32 protein-coding genes are annotated in these 19,134 nt (G+C 40.4%); all 32 read right to left on the bottom strand.

The window, feature by feature from the left end:
• Positions 1–38 precede the first annotated feature (38 nt).
• Positions 39–1,325: a phosphopyruvate hydratase gene (gene eno / locus JK629_RS08765; RefSeq protein ID WP_202335264.1), complete on the bottom strand. Its 1,287-nt coding sequence runs from the start codon at positions 1,323–1,325 to the stop codon at positions 39–41.
• A gap of 79 nt (positions 1,326–1,404) precedes the next feature.
• The gene (gene carA / locus JK629_RS08760; protein WP_202335263.1) at positions 1,405–2,526 is read right to left on the bottom strand and encodes a glutamine-hydrolyzing carbamoyl-phosphate synthase small subunit; all 1,122 of its coding nucleotides are present in this window, start codon (positions 2,524–2,526) and stop codon (positions 1,405–1,407) included.
• Between the two features lie 128 nt (positions 2,527–2,654).
• Complete coding sequence (gene rplQ / locus JK629_RS08755) at positions 2,655–3,152, bottom strand: 50S ribosomal protein L17 (RefSeq protein WP_202335262.1); 498 nt, start codon at positions 3,150–3,152, stop codon at positions 2,655–2,657.
• A gap of 152 nt (positions 3,153–3,304) precedes the next feature.
• Positions 3,305–4,297 carry a DNA-directed RNA polymerase subunit alpha gene (locus tag JK629_RS08750; protein WP_202335261.1) on the bottom strand — a complete coding sequence of 331 codons (993 nt, stop codon included), beginning with the start codon at positions 4,295–4,297 and terminating at the stop codon, positions 3,305–3,307.
• 94 nt (positions 4,298–4,391) lie between these two features.
• Positions 4,392–4,997, bottom strand: a complete 606-nt coding sequence (gene rpsD / locus JK629_RS08745; RefSeq protein WP_202335260.1) for a 30S ribosomal protein S4 — start codon at positions 4,995–4,997, stop codon at positions 4,392–4,394.
• Between the two features lie 90 nt (positions 4,998–5,087).
• Positions 5,088–5,489: a 30S ribosomal protein S11 gene (rpsK, locus tag JK629_RS08740; protein ID WP_202335259.1), complete on the bottom strand. Its 402-nt coding sequence runs from the start codon at positions 5,487–5,489 to the stop codon at positions 5,088–5,090.
• 11 nt (positions 5,490–5,500) lie between these two features.
• Positions 5,501–5,875, bottom strand: coding sequence for a 30S ribosomal protein S13 (gene rpsM, locus JK629_RS08735; RefSeq protein WP_026452614.1), 375 nt, complete (start codon positions 5,873–5,875; stop codon positions 5,501–5,503).
• A gap of 3 nt (positions 5,876–5,878) precedes the next feature.
• On the bottom strand, positions 5,879–5,995 hold the full coding sequence (ykgO, locus tag JK629_RS08730; protein WP_009779203.1) for a type B 50S ribosomal protein L36: 117 nt from the start codon (positions 5,993–5,995) through the stop codon (positions 5,879–5,881).
• A gap of 95 nt (positions 5,996–6,090) precedes the next feature.
• The gene (gene infA / locus JK629_RS08725; protein WP_026452613.1) at positions 6,091–6,306 is read right to left on the bottom strand and encodes a translation initiation factor IF-1; all 216 of its coding nucleotides are present in this window, start codon (positions 6,304–6,306) and stop codon (positions 6,091–6,093) included.
• Positions 6,307–6,309: 3 nt separating this feature from the next.
• Positions 6,310–7,653 carry a preprotein translocase subunit SecY gene (gene secY, locus JK629_RS08720; RefSeq protein WP_202335258.1) on the bottom strand — a complete coding sequence of 448 codons (1,344 nt, stop codon included), beginning with the start codon at positions 7,651–7,653 and terminating at the stop codon, positions 6,310–6,312.
• A gap of 12 nt (positions 7,654–7,665) precedes the next feature.
• Positions 7,666–8,118, bottom strand: coding sequence for a 50S ribosomal protein L15 (gene rplO / locus JK629_RS08715; RefSeq protein ID WP_202335257.1), 453 nt, complete (start codon positions 8,116–8,118; stop codon positions 7,666–7,668).
• 14 nt (positions 8,119–8,132) lie between these two features.
• Positions 8,133–8,312 carry a 50S ribosomal protein L30 gene (gene rpmD, locus JK629_RS08710; protein WP_045079254.1) on the bottom strand — a complete coding sequence of 60 codons (180 nt, stop codon included), beginning with the start codon at positions 8,310–8,312 and terminating at the stop codon, positions 8,133–8,135.
• 11 nt (positions 8,313–8,323) lie between these two features.
• Complete coding sequence (rpsE, locus tag JK629_RS08705) at positions 8,324–8,848, bottom strand: 30S ribosomal protein S5 (RefSeq protein ID WP_045079253.1); 525 nt, start codon at positions 8,846–8,848, stop codon at positions 8,324–8,326.
• Positions 8,849–8,856: 8 nt separating this feature from the next.
• Positions 8,857–9,213, bottom strand: coding sequence for a 50S ribosomal protein L18 (gene rplR, locus JK629_RS08700; protein ID WP_068763103.1), 357 nt, complete (start codon positions 9,211–9,213; stop codon positions 8,857–8,859).
• Positions 9,214–9,224: 11 nt separating this feature from the next.
• A complete protein-coding gene (rplF, locus tag JK629_RS08695) occupies positions 9,225–9,767 on the bottom strand; it encodes a 50S ribosomal protein L6 (RefSeq protein ID WP_202335256.1) in 543 nt (180 codons plus the stop codon).
• 15 nt (positions 9,768–9,782) lie between these two features.
• Complete coding sequence (gene rpsH / locus JK629_RS08690) at positions 9,783–10,184, bottom strand: 30S ribosomal protein S8 (protein ID WP_202335255.1); 402 nt, start codon at positions 10,182–10,184, stop codon at positions 9,783–9,785.
• Between the two features lie 87 nt (positions 10,185–10,271).
• The gene (gene rpsN / locus JK629_RS08685) at positions 10,272–10,541 is read right to left on the bottom strand and encodes a 30S ribosomal protein S14 (protein WP_202335254.1); all 270 of its coding nucleotides are present in this window, start codon (positions 10,539–10,541) and stop codon (positions 10,272–10,274) included.
• Between the two features lie 3 nt (positions 10,542–10,544).
• Entirely contained in the window at positions 10,545–11,096 is a 552-nt protein-coding gene (gene rplE, locus JK629_RS08680) for a 50S ribosomal protein L5 (RefSeq protein WP_202335253.1), read from the bottom strand.
• Positions 11,097–11,098: 2 nt separating this feature from the next.
• Positions 11,099–11,413 (bottom strand): 50S ribosomal protein L24, encoded by a 315-nt coding sequence (gene rplX, locus JK629_RS08675; protein WP_202335252.1) that lies wholly within the window; start codon positions 11,411–11,413, stop codon positions 11,099–11,101.
• A 13-nt stretch (positions 11,414–11,426) separates the two neighbouring features.
• Complete coding sequence (rplN, locus tag JK629_RS08670; protein ID WP_045079247.1) at positions 11,427–11,795, bottom strand: 50S ribosomal protein L14; 369 nt, start codon at positions 11,793–11,795, stop codon at positions 11,427–11,429.
• A gap of 2 nt (positions 11,796–11,797) precedes the next feature.
• Positions 11,798–12,061, bottom strand: coding sequence for a 30S ribosomal protein S17 (gene rpsQ, locus JK629_RS08665; RefSeq protein WP_014782644.1), 264 nt, complete (start codon positions 12,059–12,061; stop codon positions 11,798–11,800).
• A gap of 15 nt (positions 12,062–12,076) precedes the next feature.
• Positions 12,077–12,268, bottom strand: a complete 192-nt coding sequence (rpmC, locus tag JK629_RS08660) for a 50S ribosomal protein L29 (RefSeq protein ID WP_202335251.1) — start codon at positions 12,266–12,268, stop codon at positions 12,077–12,079.
• Positions 12,269–12,279: 11 nt separating this feature from the next.
• The gene (rplP, locus tag JK629_RS08655; protein ID WP_154191847.1) at positions 12,280–12,699 is read right to left on the bottom strand and encodes a 50S ribosomal protein L16; all 420 of its coding nucleotides are present in this window, start codon (positions 12,697–12,699) and stop codon (positions 12,280–12,282) included.
• A gap of 18 nt (positions 12,700–12,717) precedes the next feature.
• Positions 12,718–13,443 carry a 30S ribosomal protein S3 gene (gene rpsC / locus JK629_RS08650; RefSeq protein ID WP_202335250.1) on the bottom strand — a complete coding sequence of 242 codons (726 nt, stop codon included), beginning with the start codon at positions 13,441–13,443 and terminating at the stop codon, positions 12,718–12,720.
• Between the two features lie 4 nt (positions 13,444–13,447).
• Positions 13,448–13,858, bottom strand: a complete 411-nt coding sequence (gene rplV, locus JK629_RS08645; RefSeq protein ID WP_202335249.1) for a 50S ribosomal protein L22 — start codon at positions 13,856–13,858, stop codon at positions 13,448–13,450.
• Between the two features lie 6 nt (positions 13,859–13,864).
• Complete coding sequence (gene rpsS, locus JK629_RS08640; protein ID WP_062622473.1) at positions 13,865–14,143, bottom strand: 30S ribosomal protein S19; 279 nt, start codon at positions 14,141–14,143, stop codon at positions 13,865–13,867.
• A 3-nt stretch (positions 14,144–14,146) separates the two neighbouring features.
• Complete coding sequence (rplB, locus tag JK629_RS08635) at positions 14,147–14,971, bottom strand: 50S ribosomal protein L2 (protein WP_202335248.1); 825 nt, start codon at positions 14,969–14,971, stop codon at positions 14,147–14,149.
• A gap of 26 nt (positions 14,972–14,997) precedes the next feature.
• Entirely contained in the window at positions 14,998–15,288 is a 291-nt protein-coding gene (rplW, locus tag JK629_RS08630) for a 50S ribosomal protein L23 (protein WP_045079239.1), read from the bottom strand.
• Between the two features lie 7 nt (positions 15,289–15,295).
• Positions 15,296–15,925 carry a 50S ribosomal protein L4 gene (gene rplD / locus JK629_RS08625; protein ID WP_062622475.1) on the bottom strand — a complete coding sequence of 210 codons (630 nt, stop codon included), beginning with the start codon at positions 15,923–15,925 and terminating at the stop codon, positions 15,296–15,298.
• Complete coding sequence (gene rplC, locus JK629_RS08620) at positions 15,925–16,536, bottom strand: 50S ribosomal protein L3 (RefSeq protein ID WP_202335247.1); 612 nt, start codon at positions 16,534–16,536, stop codon at positions 15,925–15,927. Before rplC ends, rplD begins: the two co-directional genes overlap by 1 nt.
• Positions 16,537–16,683: 147 nt before the next feature.
• The gene (gene rpsJ, locus JK629_RS08615) at positions 16,684–16,989 is read right to left on the bottom strand and encodes a 30S ribosomal protein S10 (protein WP_010181931.1); all 306 of its coding nucleotides are present in this window, start codon (positions 16,987–16,989) and stop codon (positions 16,684–16,686) included.
• 11 nt (positions 16,990–17,000) lie between these two features.
• Positions 17,001–19,133, bottom strand: a complete 2,133-nt coding sequence (gene fusA / locus JK629_RS08610; protein ID WP_202335246.1) for an elongation factor G — start codon at positions 19,131–19,133, stop codon at positions 17,001–17,003.
• Position 19,134: the final 1 nt, after the last annotated feature.

Below are 19,134 nucleotides of genomic sequence, written 5' to 3'. Positions count from 1 at the left end.
CCCGCCATTAGCGAGGTTTTCAAACAAACTATTAAAAGTTATATTTTGAAGGCATTTTGCTGGGGAAAATAAGCCACTTCACCCAATTGCTCCTCTATTCTTAGCAACTGATTGTACTTTGCCATTCTATCACTTCGTGAAGCGGAACCAGTTTTTATTTGGCCGCAATTTAAAGCCACCGCCAAATCAGCAATAGTATTATCTTCAGTTTCGCCGCTTCGGTGGCTCATAACAGATGTATAGCCTGCATTGTGGGCCATATTTACAGCTGCTATGGTTTCGGTCAACGTGCCAATTTGATTCACTTTTATCAAAATTGAATTGGCTATTTTTTCTGAAATACCTTTTGAAAGTCTTTCCACGTTTGTCACAAATAAATCATCTCCAACCAATTGAACTTTATCGCCAATTTTCTCTGTCAAATATTTCCAGCCTTCCCAGTCGTTTTCGTCCATACCGTCTTCAATAGAAATGATGGGATATTTTTCGCATAATTCAGCTAAATAATCTGCCTGCTCTTTTGATGTACGCACTTTTCCTTTTTCCCCTTCAAATTTTGTGTAATCGTATTTTTTCTTAATATAAAATTCAGCAGAAGCGCAATCCAAAGCAATCATTACATCATCGCCCAATTTGTAACCTGCTTTTTTGGTTGCTTTTGCAATGGTATCCAAAGCATCCTCCGTTCCATCTAAAGTTGGGGCAAATCCGCCTTCGTCGCCAACTGCCGTGCTCAATCCACGGTCGTGCAATACCTTTTTAAGGTTATGAAAAATTTCGGAACCCATTTGCATCGCGTGCGTGAAACTTTTTGCCTTCACGGGCATTACCATAAATTCCTGAAAAGCGATAGGTGCATCACTGTGCGAACCGCCATTAATAATATTCATCATAGGCACAGGGAGTGTTTTAGCACTCACTCCACCCACGTAGCGATAAAGCGGCATGCCCAGCTCAGCTGCGGCTGCTTTTGCGCAAGCCAGCGAAACGCCTAAAATTGCATTGGCGCCCAATTTCGATTTATTTTTGGTGCCGTCTAAATCAATCATTGTTTTATCAATCAACTCCTGTTCAAAAACAGAAATTCCCAAAAGCGTCCCGGCAATTTTTCCTGTAATGTTTTCCACAGCTTTCAACACACCTTTTCCCATATAATCTTTTCCGCCATCGCGAAGCTCTACAGCTTCGTGCTCACCAGTGGAAGCTCCGGATGGAACTGCTGCCCGGCCCATAAAACCGTTTTCGGTAATTACGTCAACCTCAATAGTTGGGTTTCCTCTAGAGTCGAAAATTTGTCTTGCGTTGATGTCGATGATGATGCTCATTGGTAAAAATTAATAGTTATTGTTTAATATTTTTTTAAAAGACCCCAAAAGTTTTAAAACCTTTGGGGTCTGGAAAATTTTATGCTGTTTCAAATTTATGCGTTTCAATGCTCTCGATGAATTGATCAAAAAGATACGAAGCATCGTGCGGTCCCGGACTTGCTTCGGGATGGTACTGCACTGAAAAAGCAGGTTTATTTTTTAAACGTATTCCCGCCGCCGTATGGTCGTTCAAATGTTCGTGTGTAATTTCAATATTTGGGTTTGCCTCAGCTTCTTCCCTATTGATTGCGAAACCATGGTTTTGAGAAGTAATCTCACCCTTTCCAGTAACGTGATTCATCACTGGATGGTTGATTCCGCGATGGCCATGGTGCATTTTATAGGTTGAAATACCATTGGCCAAGGCTAAAACCTGATGCCCCAAACAAATACCGAACATGGGTAATTTCTTATCCAAAATTGTCTTTACAACTTCTATGGCGCTGTGTAGTGGCTCCGGATCACCTGGCCCATTGGAAATAAAGTAACCATCGGGGTTGAAAGCTTCCATTTCTGAAAAAGAAGCACTGTAGGGAAACACTTTCACATAACAATCTCTTTCGGCTAGATTACGAAGAATATTTTTCTTTATTCCGAGGTCCAAAGCAGACACTTTGTATTTAGCGTTTTCATCTCCGAAGAAATAAGGCCCTTTTGTAGAAACTTTTGAAGCGAGTTCCAGTCCGTTCATATCGGGTACGGCTGCTAACTGCTTTTTGAGACCTTCAATATTATCAACTTCTGTTGAAATCACGGCGTTCATTGCGCCATTGTCGCGAATGTAGCTTACCAAAGCGCGGGTGTCCACATCACTTATGGCCAGCAAATTATTTCTGTTTAAAAATTCTTCCAAGGAATCATCTGCCGCGGAACGGGAATAATGGTAACTGAAATTGCGAACCACCAAACCTGCTATTTTTATTCCTTCAGATTCCACTTCCTCTTTGTTGGTGCCGTAATTCCCGATGTGGGCATTGGTGGCAACCATAATTTGCCCATAGTAAGAAGGATCCGTAAAAATTTCTTGGTAACCGGTCATTCCGGTATTAAAACAAACTTCACCAAAGGCGGAGCCTTCTTTGCCGCCAACTGCTTTTCCGTAGAAAATAGTTCCGTCGGCCAATAAAATGAGTGCTTTTTTTCGTGTTTGGTATTTCATGCTATTGTTTTTGTGGATTCTATTGTTTTAATATTTTCCCATTTCGCAAAATCTTTGCAAAAATAGTATAAAAAAAAGGGATAAACGAAAACGCTTATCCCTTTGTTATTTATCGAATTGGAATTCATTTACTCCTCTTCTTTTTTAGCTTCTTTCTCGGCTTTTGCTGGAGCGGCTTTTGCAGCAGGAGCAGCAGCTGAAGAACCGCTTCCACGGCGACTTCTACGTGTAGATTTCTTCTTAGTAGCTTTGCCAGCATTATAAATTTCGTTGAAATCCACAAGCTCTATCATTGCCATATCAGCGTTATCACCTAGACGGTTACCCAATTTAATAATTCGGGTGTAACCTCCCGGACGGTCACCAACTTTTGGCGCAACAGTTCTGAAAAGTTCTGCAACTGCTTCTTTTTGACGCAATTTTGCAAAAACCAAACGACGGTTGTGCGTGGTGTCTTCCTTAGACTTTGTTACCAATGGCTCAACAAACTGCTTCAACGCTTTTGCTTTTGCAACAGTAGTGTTGATACGTTTGTGCTCTACAAGTGAGCAAGCCATATTGGCCAACATTGAATGTCTGTGGGCAGTTTTTCTACCTAAGTGATTTATTTTTTTTCCGTGTCTCATGACGTTTTTGTTATCATCATCTTGCTACAAGATCCGTTCTTCGGAGAGCAAATTATGATGGGTTAATGATTAACGATTGTCGATTGCTGATTGTTGATTTCAGATTTAAAACTTCAGCAATCTGAAATCATAAATCTGAAATCGTTAATCAACTAGTCTTTATCTAATTTATATTTTGCAAGATCCATCCCGAAATTTAGTCCTTTTACGTTTACAAGCTCTTCAAGCTCAGTAAGCGATTTTTTACCGAAGTTACGGAACTTCATCAAGTCATTTTTGTTATAAGATACTAGGTCGCCCAAGGTATCAACTTCAGCAGCTTTCAAACAGTTTAGCGCACGAACCGAAAGATCCATATCTACTAATTTTGTTTTAAGCAACTGGCGCATGTGAAGAGATTCTTCATCATAAGTTTCAGTTTGTGCAATTTCATCTGCCTCCAAGGTAATGCGCTCATCGCTGAACAGCATAAAGTGATGGATCAGGGTTTTTGCAGCTTCGGTCAAAGCATCTTTTGGGTGGATTGATCCGTCTGTAACGATTTCAAAAACCAATTTTTCGTAATCAGTCTTTTGCTCTACACGGAAGTTTTCAATGCTGTACTTCACGTTTTTTATTGGAGTGTAGATAGAATCCGTAAAGATGGTTCCCAAAGGAGCGTTTGCTTTTTTGTTCTCTTCAGCAGGAACATAGCCGCGACCTTTTTCGATAGTGATTTCGAAATTAAGATTCACTTTTTTGTCCATATTGCAAAGAACCAATTCTGGGTTCAATACTTGGAATCCTGAAATGAATTTTTGGAAATCACCCGCTTTCAACTGCTCGTTTCCAGATACTGAAATAGTAACGGTTTCGTTATCTATTTCGTCAATCTGTCTTTTGAAACGAACTTGTTTAAGGTTCAAAATAATTTCGGTAACATCTTCAACGACTCCTGCAATGGTTGAAAATTCGTGATCCACGCCTTCGATACGAACCGAAGTAATGGCGAATCCTTCCAATGAGGAAAGTAATACGCGTCTTAATGCGTTACCAACGGTAAGTCCGTAACCCGGTTCCAAAGGACGAAATTCAAATTTCCCTTCGAAATCGGTAGAATTTACCATTATAACTTTATCAGGCTTCTGAAAACTAAATACTGCCATTTTTTTTCTTCGTTTTAATTGTTATTTGGTTGCGCGGTTTAAAAGTTTGAAGAATACTATAAACCCTTTGGCCAAATACCAATATGATTATTTATTATTTAGAATATAATTCGACGATAAACTGCTCGTTGATGTTTTCTGGGATTTGGATACGCTCAGGAACGGAAACAAAAGTTCCTTCCTTCTTATCGTTATTCCAAGTAATCCATTCGTAAACATGACTTGCATTTGCCAACGAATCGTTGATTGCACTAAGAGATTTTGATTTTTCTCTAACTGCTACTACATCGCCAGGTTTTAATTGGTATGATGGAATGTTTACTTTTTCACCGTTAACGGTGATGTGGCGGTGCGATACCAATTGTCTAGCACCCGCACGACTTGGGGAAATCCCCATTCTGTAAACCACGTTATCTAGACGTGACTCACACAATTGAAGCAAAACCTGACCTGTAATTCCAGGTGCAGCAGTTGCTTTTTTGAACATATTTCTGAACTGACGCTCCAAGATACCGTAGGTATATTTCGCTTTTTGCTTCTCCATCAACTGGATTGCATATTCAGATTTTTTACCACGACGACGTGCATTACCGTGTTGCCCAGGAGGGTAGTTTCTTTTTTCGAAAGACTTATCGTCTCCGAAGATAGCTTCCCCGAACTTACGGGCGATTTTAGTTTTTGGACCAGTATATCTTGCCATTTCTTGTTTAAGGTTATGAAGGAAAACTAAATTAAGGTCTTACGTTAATCCTTTAGTTCTTGATTCCTTCAGATTGATATTTATAATTAATTAAACTCTTCTTCTTTTTGGAGGACGGCATCCGTTGTGCGGCATTGGGGTAACGTCGATAATTTCGGTTACTTCAATTCCTGCGTTGTGGATGGAACGTATTGCAGACTCTCTACCGTTTCCTGGCCCTTTTACGTAAACTTTTACTTTACGCAAACCAGCATCATGTGCAACTTTTGCACAATCTTCTGATGCCAATTGAGCCGCATAAGGAGTGTTTTTCTTAGATCCACGGAAGCCCATTTTACCGGCTGAGGACCAAGAGATAACATCTCCGTTCTTATTTGTTAACGAGACGATAATGTTGTTAAAGGAAGCAGTAATGTGTGCTTCACCAACAGATTCAACATTAACCTTGCGTTTTTTAACTGTTTTTGTAGTTTTTTGACTTGTCTTTGCCATAACGTTAGGTTTTATTTAGTTGCTTTTTTCTTGTTAGCAACAGTTTTACGTTTTCCTTTTCTGGTACGAGAGTTATTCTTAGTACGTTGTCCTCTTAGTGGAAGACCCGATCTGTGACGAATACCTCTGTAACAACCAATATCCATTAAGCGTTTGATGCTTAATTGAACTTCACTACGTAATTCACCTTCGATTTTGAAAGACCCTACAGCGTCACGAATAGCTCCGATTTCATCATCGTTCCATTCACTTACTTTTTTGTCTTCGTCAACTCCGGCTTTGTTCAGAATATCTTGGGCACGGCTCTTACCGATTCCGAAGATATACGTTAACGCGATTACACCCCTTTTGTGCTTCGGGATATCTACACCTGCGATTCTTGCCATAACTTATCCTTGTCTTTGTTTGAACTTTGGGTTCTTTTTGTTAATTACATATAATCTGCCCTTTCTGCGAACAATCTTGCAGTCGGCACTTCTTTTCTTTACGGATGCTCTTACTTTCATCTCTCCTTGTTATTTGATTTTTATCGGTGAGATGGAATCTGCGATTTCATCTCTCTTTTTTATTTAGTGTTCAATGAACCGTGAGGTCCATTGTATTAATATCTGTATGTTATTCTTGCTTTAGTTAAGTCGTATGGGCTCATTTCAAGTTTCACCTTATCGCCTGGCAAAAGTTTTATATAGTGCATTCGCATTTTACCAGAAATGTGTGCGGTTACAATGTGACCGTTTTCCAGTTCCACACGGAACATTGCGTTTGATAGTGCTTCCACTATACTTCCATCTTGTTCTATTGCGCTTTGTTTTGCCATAATTTATGCTACTGCTTTTCTATTTTTGCCGCTTTTCATCAAGCCATCATAATGACGGTTCAATAAGTACGAGTTTACTTGTTGCATTGTGTCGATAGCTACACCCACCATAATTAAGAGGGAAGTACCACCGTAAAATAATGCCCATCCTTGCTGGATACCCATCAATTTAACAACGAACGCGGGAAAAATAGCGATCAAGGCCAAAAAGATAGAACCTGGAAGGGTTATTTGAGACATAATTCGATCTAAATATTCAGCGGTTTGTGAACCTGGTTTGATACCCGGAATAAACCCACCGCTTCTTTTAAGGTCGTCTGCCATTTTATTGGTCGGAACAGTGATTGCAGTATAGAAATATGTGAATATAATAATCAATACTGCGAATACCAAGTTGTACCAAAATCCAAAGATATCACTGAACGTTGCTTGGATACTTTGCGAAAAATCACTTTCAGAAAGACTAGCTACCGCAGAAGGCACAAACATAATTGCCTGGGCAAAGATGATTGGCATTACCCCAGATGCATTCAACTTTAAAGGAATGAACTGACGGGCGCCGAAAATATTCTTTTCGTAACTGCCACTTGCTGTTCTTCGTGCGTATTGAACAGGTATCTTTCGAACCGCCATTACCAGCATAATGGAAAGCAGGATAATCACGAACCAGATAACCAATTCAATAAGAATCATAATCAAACCACCGTTTGACTCCATAACTCTTGAAACAAATTCCTGCGCAAATGATTGAGGCAAACGAGCAATGATTCCAACCATAATAAGTATGGAGATACCATTACCTATACCTTTATCAGTAATCTTTTCACCCAGCCACATTGCAAAAATTGTTCCAGTAACCAAAATTATTACCGAGGAAACGTAGAACATTACACTCTGGCCCATTACGAAAGCTTCAGCAGGAACTCCCATTGCCGGAAGACCCGCAAGGTAGCTTGGTGCCTGAACCAAACAGATACCGATGGTTAACCAGCGTGTAATCTGATTGATCTTTTTACGACCACTCTCTCCTTCTTTCTGTAATTTTTGAAGGTATGGCACAGCAATTTGCATCAACTGTACAACAATAGAAGCAGAAATATATGGCATAATACCTAAAGCAAAAACAGAAGCATTGGCAAAAGCCCCTCCTGTAAATGCGTTTAGCAATCCGCCAATACCGCCTGAATCAAACTTACCTGCAAATTGAGCAAGCATATCTGCATCGATACCCGGTAATACTACTTGCGCCCCAAAACGGTACACTAAGAGCATTCCCAAGGTAAGTAGGATGCGGTTACGCAACTCTTCTATTTTCCAAACATTTTTTAAGGTTTCGATAAATTTCATCCTTAGCTGTTGTTACAATGTTACTACTTCACCTCCGGCAGCTTCAATAGCTTCTTTTGCCGAGGCAGTAAACTTGTGCGCAGATACTTTTAGTTTTGCCTTAATCTCTCCTCTTCCTAAAATCTTAACCATTTCGTTCTTTCCGGCAAGACCCAAACCAACTAAGGTTTCAAAGTCAACGGCATCATTTATTTTCTTGTCGTCAACCAGCTGCTGAAGAGTATCTATATTGATTCCCTTATATTCTTTACGGTTGATGTTTGTAAAACCAAACTTAGGAACACGACGTTGTAGGGGCATCTGTCCACCTTCAAATCCAATTTTCTTGGAATAACCTGAACGTGATTTTGCTCCTTTGTGTCCGCGGGTGGCAGTACCACCTTTACCGGAACCTTGTCCGCGACCTACTCGCTTGCCTTTGTTTTTCGCCGATCCTGCGGCGGGTTGTAAGTTACTTAAATCCATTTTTTCGTGTTTCCTTATTTGGTTTCAACAGAAACCAAGTGATTAACTTTATTGATCATACCAAGAATGTTTGGCGTATCTTCATGCTCAACCGTTTGGTTCATCTTGTGAAGCCCTAACGATTCCATGATTCTCTTTTGGTTTTTTGGGCGCTTTATAACGCTCTTTACCTTTGTTACTTTAATTTTTGCCATCGCTCTGATATTTATCCTTTGAATACTTTTTCAAGTGAAATTCCTCTTTGGTCAGCTACAGTTTGCGCACTTCGCATTTGCAAAAGAGCGTCAAAAGTTGCCTTTACCACGTTGTGTGGGTTAGAAGATCCTTGTGATTTTGACAATACATCGTGAACCCCTACTGCTTCCAATACGGCACGTACGGCACCACCGGCAATTACTCCGGTACCAGGCGCAGCTGGAAGAAGGTTAACGCGGGCTCCGCCGTATTTTCCTTTTTGTTCGTGCGGAAGTGTCACTTTGTTAAGTGGAATGCGAACCAAGTTTTTCTTGGCATCCTCAATAGCTTTTGCTATCGCGCTAGCTACATCCTTGGATTTTCCAAGACCGTGGCCCACCACTCCTTTTTCGTCACCAACAACTACAATAGCTGAAAATCCGAAGGCACGACCACCTTTGGTCACCTTGGTTACACGTTGTACACCTACCAAACGGTCTTTCAATTCAAGACCTCCTGGTTTTACTAATTCTACGTTTTTATAATCTTGATACATAATGCTACTTAGAATTTAAGGCCACCTTCGCGTGCACCTTCAGCTAATGATTTTACTCTTCCGTGGTATAGGTAACCGCCTCTGTCAAAAGCGATGGTTTCAACACCTGCTTTAACAGCTTTTTCTGCGATTGCTTTTCCTACCAATTTTGCAGCTTCAACCTTGTTTACTTTTGAAGCGTCAATATCTTTATCTCTTGAAGATGCAGCGGTAATGGTCTTTCCATTTACATCGTCAATAATTTGAGCGTATATTTCCTTGTTGCTGCGGAAAACAGCCAAACGTGGGCGACTTTCGGTCCCCTCAACCGTTTTTCTGATTCGCATGCGCAAGCGCTCTCTTCTTTCGTACTTTGATAATGCCATAACTCTATTTGTTATGCAGATTTACCTGCTTTTCTTCTTAATTGTTCACCTACAAACTTGATACCTTTTCCTTTGTAAGGTTCTGGCTTACGGAAGCCGCGTATTTTAGCCGCTACTTGTCCAACCAATTGTTTGTCGTGAGACGTTAATTTTACGATTGGGTTTTTACCTTTATCAGATACGGTTTCCACTTTTACTTCTGGCGCGATGTCCAAAATAATATTGTGTGAAAATCCTAATGCCAAATCTAATTTTTGTCCTTGGCTGCTGGCGCGGTAACCTACACCTACAAGCTCCAATTCCTTGGTCCATCCTTTGCTTACGCCTACAATCATATTATTGATTAAAGCTCTATAAAGACCATGCTTTGCAACGTGATCCTTAGATTCGGAAGGGCGTTCTACCAATACGTTTCCGTCTTCAACTTTTATAGTTACATCAGCATATTCCTGAGTTAACTCTCCTAATTTTCCTTTTACGGTAATTACGTTGTCTTTTACATCAACTGTAACTCCTTGTGGGATTGCTACCGGGTTTTTACCTATTCTTGACATTTCTTTGTCTATTTTTTAGTAAACGTAACACAATACTTCACCCCCTACATTTTGAGCTTTGGCTTGCTTGCCTGTCATTACTCCCGAAGAAGTAGAAACAATTGCAATACCCAATCCGTTCAAAATACGAGGAAGTTCTGTTGAACTTGCGTATTTACGTAAACCTGGTTTACTTATTCTTTGAATTTTCCTGATCACTGATTCTTTTGTAAGCTTGTCGTATTTCAACGCAATTTTGATGATACCTTGTGCGGTGCTTTCGTCATCAAATTTGTAGCTTAGAATATATCCTTGATCAAAAAGGATTTTTGTAATCTCCTTTTTAAGGTTTGATGCTGGAATCTCTACAACGCGATGTCCGGCTTTAGCAGCATTTCTAACTCGCGTTAGATAATCTGAAATTGGATCTGTATTCATTTATTTGAATTTGCGGATGTGGTTTTTGGACTATTCCAAACCTTCAACCAGTTTATACTTTTCTTTTGAACAGAAAAAAATCTATTCTTACCAGGATGCTTTGCGCACTCCCGGAATTAACCCTGAATTTGCCATTTCACGGAAAATTACGCGTGAAATTCCAAAAGTTCTCATATACCCTCTTGGTCTTCCGGTAAGCTTACAGCGATTGTGCAAACGTACGGGTGAGGCATTTTTAGGTAGTTTCTGTAAGCCTTCCCAATCGCCAGCTTCTTTTAAAGCTTTGCGTTTGGCAGCGTATTTCAATACCGTTTTTTGTCTCTTAACCTCGCGGGCCTTCATTGATTCTTTAGCCATCTCTTAGTTCTTTTTAAAGGGTAATCCCAATTCTTGTAATAATGATTTCGCTTCTTTATCGGTATTTGCGCTGGTGATGAACGTTACATTCATTCCTTCAATTTTCTTCACTTTATCGATATCGATTTCTGGGAAGATAATCTGTTCGGTAATTCCAAGAGAGTAGTTTCCTCTTCCGTCAAAACCAGTTGCCTTAATTCCGTTAAAGTCACGTACCCGTGGCAATGCAGAGGTAATCAATCTATCCAAAAATTCGTACATACGCTCTCCGCGCAACGTAACCTTCACACCAATTGGCATGCCTTTACGAAGTTTGAAGTTTGCAACGTCTTTCTTGGACATGGTTGCTACTGCTTTTTGCCCGGTTATCTTTGTAAACTCATCAACCGAATAGTCAATAAGTTTTTTGTCAGCAACTGCTGCACCCACTCCGCGGGAAACAACAATACGCTCCAATTTTGGTACCTGCATGACGTTTTTGTAACCAAATTCGTCAGTGAGTGCATTGACCACTCTGCTTTTGTACTCTTCTTTAAGTCTTGGTGAATATGCCATAACTATATTGCTTGATTCGATTGTTTTGAAAATCGTACTTTTTTGCCATTCTCCATTTTGTACCCTACACGTGTAGCTTTTCCAGATTTTGGATCCACCAATGATAGGTTTGAGATATGGATAGGAGCTTCTTTTTTTGCGATGCCACCTTGTGGGTTTTTCGCACTTGGCTTCTCATGTTTTGAAACCATATTTACTCCTTCTACGATTGCTTTGTTTTTGTCAAGGAATACTTTCATTACCTTACCTTCTGAGCCTTTGTGCTCACCGGCAGTAACTACTACTGTATCGCCTGATTTTATTTTAAGCTTTGCCATCTTAGTTTTCATATTAAAGCACCTCTGGTGCCAATGATACTATTTTCATAAATTGTTTGTCACGAAGCTCTCTTGCTACCGGGCCGAAAACGCGTGTTCCTCTCATTTCACCCTGTGGGTTCAAAAGCACACACGCATTGTCATCGAAACGGATGTAAGAACCGTCAGGTCTTCTTATTTCCTTTACGGTACGAACTACAACTGCTGTAGAAACTGCTCCTTTTTTAATGTTTCCATTTGGTGTTGCTTCTTTTACAGAAACTACAATCTTGTCACCAATGGAAGCATACCTTCTTTTTGTTCCGCCCAATACGCGAATGCAAAGAACTTCTTTAGCACCGGTATTGTCTGCGACTTTGAGTCTTGATTCTTGTTGTAACATAATTACTTCGCTCTTTCAATTATTTCTACTAATCTCCAACATTTGGTTTTGCTTAAAGGTCGTGTTTCCATGATCTTTACAGTATCGCCTTCGTTGCAGTTGTTTGTCTCGTCGTGCGCAACGTATTTTTTCGTTTTAAGCACGAACTTTCCGTACATAGGGTGTTTTACTTTTTTCACCTCTGCAACTACAATGGACTTGTCCATTTTGTTGCTGGTTACAACACCTATACGTTCTTTTCTTAAGTTTCTTTTAATTTCTTCCATCTTTCAGCTGTACAATTATTGCACTTCTCTATTAGTTAGTTCAGTCGCTATTCTTGCTATCACCCTTCTTTGGGATCTTAGTTGAATTGGATTTTCCAACGGTGAAATGGTATGAGCCATTTTAAGGTCTGAATATGCCTTTCTAGATTCAGCGTATGCTTCCTGAAGTTCTGCCGTTGATGCTTTCTTAATTTCTGATTGTTTCATCTTTCAAAAAATTATGCTTGGAAATCCCGAGACATTACAAATTTAGTTTTTACCGGAAGCTTTTGTGCCGCAAGGCGCAATGCTTCTTTTGCTGTTTCAACTGGAACACCAGATACTTCAAAAAGCATTCTTCCTGGTTTTACCACAGCAGCATAATATTCCACGGCACCTTTACCTTTACCCATACGTACTTCAAGAGGTTTTTTGGTAATTGGCTTATCTGGAAAAATCATAATCCAGATAGAACCTTCTCTTTTCATAAAACGGGTAGCGGCGATACGTGCAGCTTCAATTTGTCTTGCTGTAAGAAATTCTGATTCCAACGATTTTATACCGAAGGTTCCATATGCTAGCTGGTTGCCACGTTCGGCATTGCCCTTCATACGGCCTTTCATTTGTTTACGGTACTTTGTTCTTTTAGGTTGTAACATTTTTTTCTATTTAAAAAATTACTTTCTGCGACGTGCTTTGTTGCCACCGCGTCCTGGAGTACCTTTACCACCACTCTTTTTGCCGGTTGATAAACCAACTAGTGGGGAAAGTTCTCTCTTTCCATATACTTCGCCTTTCATAATCCATACTTTAACACCCAATCTACCGTAGGTAGTATGTGCCTCAACTAAAGCGTAGTCAATATCGGCTCTAAAAGTTGATAAGGGGATACGACCTTCCTTATAAGATTCTGAACGTGCCATTTCAGCGCCGTTCAAACGTCCTGAGATCTGAACTTTAATACCTTCAGCATTCATTCGCATTGTTGCCGCGATTGCCATTTTAATGGCACGACGGTATGAAATACGACTCTCAATCTGGCGCGCGATGCTCGCAGCTACCAAATATGCATCAAGCTCAGGTCTTTTGATCTCGTGGATGTTGATCTGTACCTCTTTATCTGTAATTTTCTTAAGCTCTTCTTTTAGCTTGTCTACTTCCTGGCCACCTTTACCGATAATGATACCGGGACGGGCAGTGGTTATAGTAACGGTTACAAGTTTAAGCGTACGCTCAATAATTACTCTACTCACACTAGCTTTGCTCAAACGGGCGTGAATGTATTTTCTAATCTTGTCGTCTTCGGCAATTTTATCGCCGTAGTCGTTGCCTCCGTACCAGTTGGATTCCCAACCTCTAATGATACCTAAGCGATTCCCGATTGGATTTGTCTTCTGTCCCATTTAATTACTTGCTTTGTGTGTTATCGTTAGCTCCCAACACCAGTGTTACGTGGTTGGAACGTTTTCTTATTCTATGTGCGCGGCCTTGTGGTGCTGGACGAAGCCTCTTCAACATCGTTCCACCGTCCACACGGATTTCCTTCACAAAAAGATCTGCATCCTCAATTGAAGCATCTTCGTTCTTTTGCTGCCAGTTGTTGATGGCAGACAAAAGTAGTTTCTCCAATTTGCGTGAAGATTCCTTTGAACTGAACTTCAAAATGTTAAGTGCTTTGTCTATTTTCTCACCTCTTACCAAATCCGCCATTAAGCGCATTTTTCTTGGTGAAGTGGGGCAATTGTTCAATTTAGCCATGTACGTTGTCTTTTTGGCTTCCTTGATTGCTTCTGCTCTTTCTCTTTTACGAACTCCCATGGCCTATTATTTTTTACCTTTGTTTTTAGCACCTGCGTGACCACGGAATGATCTTGTAGGTGAAAATTCTCCTAGTTTATGCCCTACCATGTTTTCTGTAACATACACAGGAACAAATTGGCGCCCGTTGTGTACAGCGATGGTTTGGCCAACAAAATCTGGAGTTATCATAGAAGCACGCGACCAAGTTTTGATAACGGTCTTCTTATTGTCCTCAACATTTTGTTGAACTTTCTTGTCTAGTTTATAATGAACGAACGGTCCTTTTTTTAACGATCTTGCCATAACTTATTTCTTTCTTCGTTCTAAGATGTATTTATTACTTGCTTTCGTTTTAGTACGGGTTCTGTAACCTTTGGCAGGTATACCTTTTCTAGAACGTGGATGACCTCCTGAAGCGCGGCCCTCACCACCACCCATTGGGTGATCTACTGGGTTCATCACTACTGGTCTTGTACGTGGTCTTCTACCCAACCATCTGCTTCTACCGGCTTTACCAGATACCAACAATTGGTGGTCGCTGTTTGAAACGGCACCGATGGTAGCCATACACTCAACCAAGATCAATCGGGTTTCACCTGAAGGAAGTTTTACGGTAGCATATTTTCCATCACGGGCCATAAGCTGTGCGAAAGCACCAGCACTGCGCGCCATAATGGCTCCCTGACCGGGACGAAGCTCGATGCAGGAAATGATAGTACCTAATGGAATAGCTGAAAGTGGCATTGCGTTTCCTATCTCTGGAGCTACTGCTTCACCGGAAACGATGTTTTGACCAACTTGTAGTCCGTTTTGCGCAATTACATATCGCTTTTCACCATCTTGATAGTTTAAAAGTGCGATAAACGCAGTACGGTTTGGATCGTATTGAATACTGGCAACGGTAGCAGGAATTCCCGCCTTGTCGCGTTTAAAATCGATAATTCGATATTTCTTCTTATGACCACCACCTATGTAGCGCATGGTCATTTTTCCTTGACTGTTTCTACCACCAGATCTTTTGTTCGGAGCAAGTAACGACTTCTCCGGCTTATCGGTTGTAATGGCGTCAAAACCATTAACAACCCTAAAACGCTGACCTGGGGTGATTGGTTTTAATTTTCTTACTGACATTTGTGTCTTTTTAAATCTAAGTTTCCTTAGATGTTACTGTAAAAATCTATTGTATCACCTTCCGCCACCTGTACGATTGCTTTTTTGTAAGCATTCGTTTTACCAGTTTGGACACCTGTTTTTGTATAACGGGTCTTCCTATCAGGGCGGACATTCATTGTGCGAACTTTTTCAACAGAAACTCCGTAAGCAGCCTCAACCGCTTTCTTGATTTCTACCTTATTCGCCTTTGGGTTCACTACAAAGCCAAAAACATTTTTGTCCTCGGCATCTTTCGTAGCTTTTTCCGTAATTATAGGTTTAATTAAGATGTTCATCTTGTTTCTATTTACTTAAGTTTGTTTCAATTCCTTCCAAAGAACCTTCAAATAGCACTACACTATTTGCATTCATAATTTTATAAGTACTTAGTTGTGAGTTAGTTATAACTTCAGTACCTTTCAAATTGCGAGACGACAAATATACATTATTATTTAAGTCTCCCAACACAAATAAAGATTTTTTGTCGTTAAGCCCTAAGCTGTTCAAAACCGCGGTAAAATTCTTGGTTTTTGGAGCGTCAAAATTTAGGTCTTCCATCACAAAAATAGCTTTATCGTTTGCCTTCATCGAAAGGGCAGATTTACGTGCCAAACGCTTCAGGTTTTTGTTCAATTTGAAGGAGTAGTTACGTGGACGAGGTCCGAACATTCTACCACCACCTTTAAATACACCAGACTTGATGCTACCTGCACGGGCAGTACCGGTTCCTTTTTGCTTCTTTATCTTTCTGGTAGAACCAGCAATCTCAGCACGCTCCTTTGCTTTGTGAGTTCCTTGACGTTGATTGGCAAGGTATTGTTTCACATCAAGATAAACCGCGTGATTGTTAGGCTCTATTCCGAACACATCTGCAGAAAGTTCAACTTTCCGGCCTGTGTCTTTTCCGTTTATGTCTAATACAGCTACCTTCATTATTTCTCAATCATTACATAAGAATTTTTATGGCCAGGAACTGCTCCCTTAACCACAAGTAGGTTCTTTTCAGGAACTACTTTCAAAACTCTTAAATTTTCAACTTTTACTCTTTCGTTGCCCATTTGGCCTGCCATACGCATTCCTTTGAATACTCTCGCAGGATAGGATGCAGCTCCAATAGAACCTGGCGCGCGCAAACGGTTGTGCTGACCGTGAGTCGCTTGACCCACACCGCCAAAACCGTGACGCTTTACAACCCCTTGGAAACCTTTACCTTTAGATGTACCCGCGATATCCACGAATTCACCTTCGATAAAATGCTCCACGGTAATTGTGTCGCCTAATTTGTAATTTTCTTCAAATCCCTTGAATTCGGCGACTTTGCGTTTTGCAACGGTTCCTGCTTTTTTGGCGTGCCCTTCGGCAGCTTTTGTAACAGTCTTCTTGTCATCGAAACCAAGTTGAAGAGCTTCGTACCCGTCAACCTCTTTGGTTCTGACTTGGGTAACAACACAGGGGCCGCACTCTATAACGGTACACGGAATGTTCTTTCCGTTGTCGTCAAAGATGCTGGTCATCCCTATCTTTCTTCCAATTAACCCAGACATATTTAATTATTTATTGATTATTACTTATTTATAATTGCTATTTAAAAAAAACAGGGTCAAAATAAATTCAACCCTGAATATTATTTTGTTTCCGTTTTTCCCCAACCATCGTTGAGGACATTTTAAATTCTGAATTTCAGAATTACACTATACTTTGATCTCTACCTCTACACCACTTGGAAGCTCCAATTTCATCAGAGCGTCAATTGTTTTTGAAGAAGAACTGTAGATATCCAAAAGTCTTTTGTATGAACTTAATTGGAATTGCTCTCTACTTTTCTTGTTCACGTGTGGAGAACGCAATACGGTAAAGATTTTTTTGTGTGTTGGTAAAGGAATTGGCCCTGTAACTACAGCTCCAGTACTCTTTACGGTCTTAACGATTTTTTCAGCAGATTTGTCCACCAAATTGTGATCGTAAGATTTTAGTTTTATTCTTATTTTTTGACTCATTGCTGAATTTATTATACGTTAGCGGTTCCTCTTGCTGCTGCTATTACACTTTCTGAAATGTTAGAAGGTGTTTCAGCATAATGTGAAAATTCCATAGTTGAAGTTGCACGGCCTGAAGATAATGTTCTTAATGTTGTCACATAACCGAACATTTCAGAAAGTGGCACTTCGCCTTTAATTACTTTAGCTCCTGCACGATCGCTCATGTTACTGATTGTACCACGACGACGGTTAAGGTCACCAACTATATCGCCCATGTTTTCTTCAGGTGTAAGCACCTCAAGTTTCATGATAGGTTCTAGAATTACGGCTCCTGCTTTTTTGGCAACTTCTTTGAAACCAATTTTTGCAGCCAATTCAAAAGACAGTGCATCTGAATCCACAGGGTGGAAAGATCCGTCCTTTAAAGTAACTTTCATACTGTCAACCTCAAAACCTGCTAGCGGCCCATTGACCATTGCCTGTTTGAAACCTTTTTCAACAGCCGGAATAAATTCCTTTGGAACGTTACCACCTTTTACTTCGTTTACGAACTCAAGACCAATTTTGCCTTCTTCGGCTGGCTCAAGTGTAAATACGATATCAGCAAATTTACCACGACCACCAGATTGTTTCTTATATACCTCTCTGTGATCTGCAGCTCTTGTAACAGCTTCCTTGTACTCAACCTGGGGCTGACCTTGGTTTACTTCTACTTTGAATTCGCGACGCAAACGATCTACAATAATATCTAAGTGAAGCTCTCCCATTCCAGAAATAATAGTCTGCCCGGAAGCTTCATCCGTACGTACTTGGAATGTTGGATCTTCTTCTGCAAGTTTTGACAAAGCCATACCCAATTTATCAACATCTGCTTTGGTTTTTGGCTCTACCGCGATACCGATTACAGGATCTGGGAAGTCCATACTTTCCAGCACAATTGGATGTTTCTCATCAGACATGGTATCACCAGTCTTGATATCTTTAAATCCAACAGCCGCTCCAATATCTCCAGCTTCAATATAATCGATAGCATTTTGTTTGTTGGAGTGCATTTGATAGATACGAGAGATGCGCTCTTTTTTACCTGAGCGGTTGTTCAATATATAAGAACCTGCATCCAATCTACCAGAATAAACACGGAAGAATGCCAAACGACCAACAAATGGATCTGTAGCAATTTTAAATGCTAATGCTGCAAAAGGAGCAGTAACATCTGGCTTGCGTATTTCTTCTTTTTCAGTATCTGGATTAACACCTATAATACCCTCTTTATCAGTTGGAGCTGGCAAATAACGGCAAACAGCGTCCAAAAGAAACTGAACCCCCTTATTTTTAAACGAAGAACCACAAATCATAGGAATGATAGACATATCCATAACCGCAGCGCGAAGTGCAGCGTGCACTTCCTCTTCAGTAATGGAGTCTTCATCTTCCATATATTTTTCAAGTAGATTTTCGTCATAAGCGGCAACTTCTTCAATAAGTTTACCGCGTAAAACTTTTGCTTCAGCTTTTAATTCCTCAGGAATTTCCACAACATCAAATGTTGATCCGAATGAATCATCATGCCATATTACGGCACGGTTTTTCACAAGATCCACAATCCCTTTAAAGTCTGCTTCGTCACCAATGTTCAAAACAATTGGCACTGCATTAGACTTCAACATATCTTTTACCTGCTGACATACAGCCATAAAGTTTGCTCCCTGACGGTCCATTTTATTCACAAAACCGATGCGAGGCACTTTATAGTTATCTGCAAGTCTCCAGTTTGTTTCTGATTGTGGCTCAACACCATCCACAGCACTGAAAAGGAATACCAAACCATCAAGAACACGCAGCGAGCGGTTTACCTCTACGGTAAAATCCACGTGGCCGGGAGTGTCAATAATGTTGAAATGGTAATCTTTTGTTTCAGGTAGCGGTTGTGCGTTTTCCAATGGAAACCTCCAAGTACAAGTAGTAGCAGCCGAAGTAATGGTAATACCACGCTCCTGCTCTTGCTCCATCCAGTCCATGGTTGCAGCTCCATCGTGAACCTCACCAATTTTATGGCTTACCCCCGTGTAAAAAAGGATACGCTCTGTAGTTGTGGTTTTACCGGCATCAATATGCGCGGCAATTCCGATATTTCTTGTGTATTTTAAATCTCTTTGTGCCATT

It is taken from the genome of Aequorivita iocasae, from assembly GCF_016757735.1.
Taxonomy (GTDB): Bacteria; Bacteroidota; Bacteroidia; order Flavobacteriales; family Flavobacteriaceae; genus Aequorivita; species Aequorivita iocasae.
The sequence above is the reverse complement of the archived record's forward strand: the minus strand, read 5'-3'. Positions and strand labels throughout refer to the sequence as shown.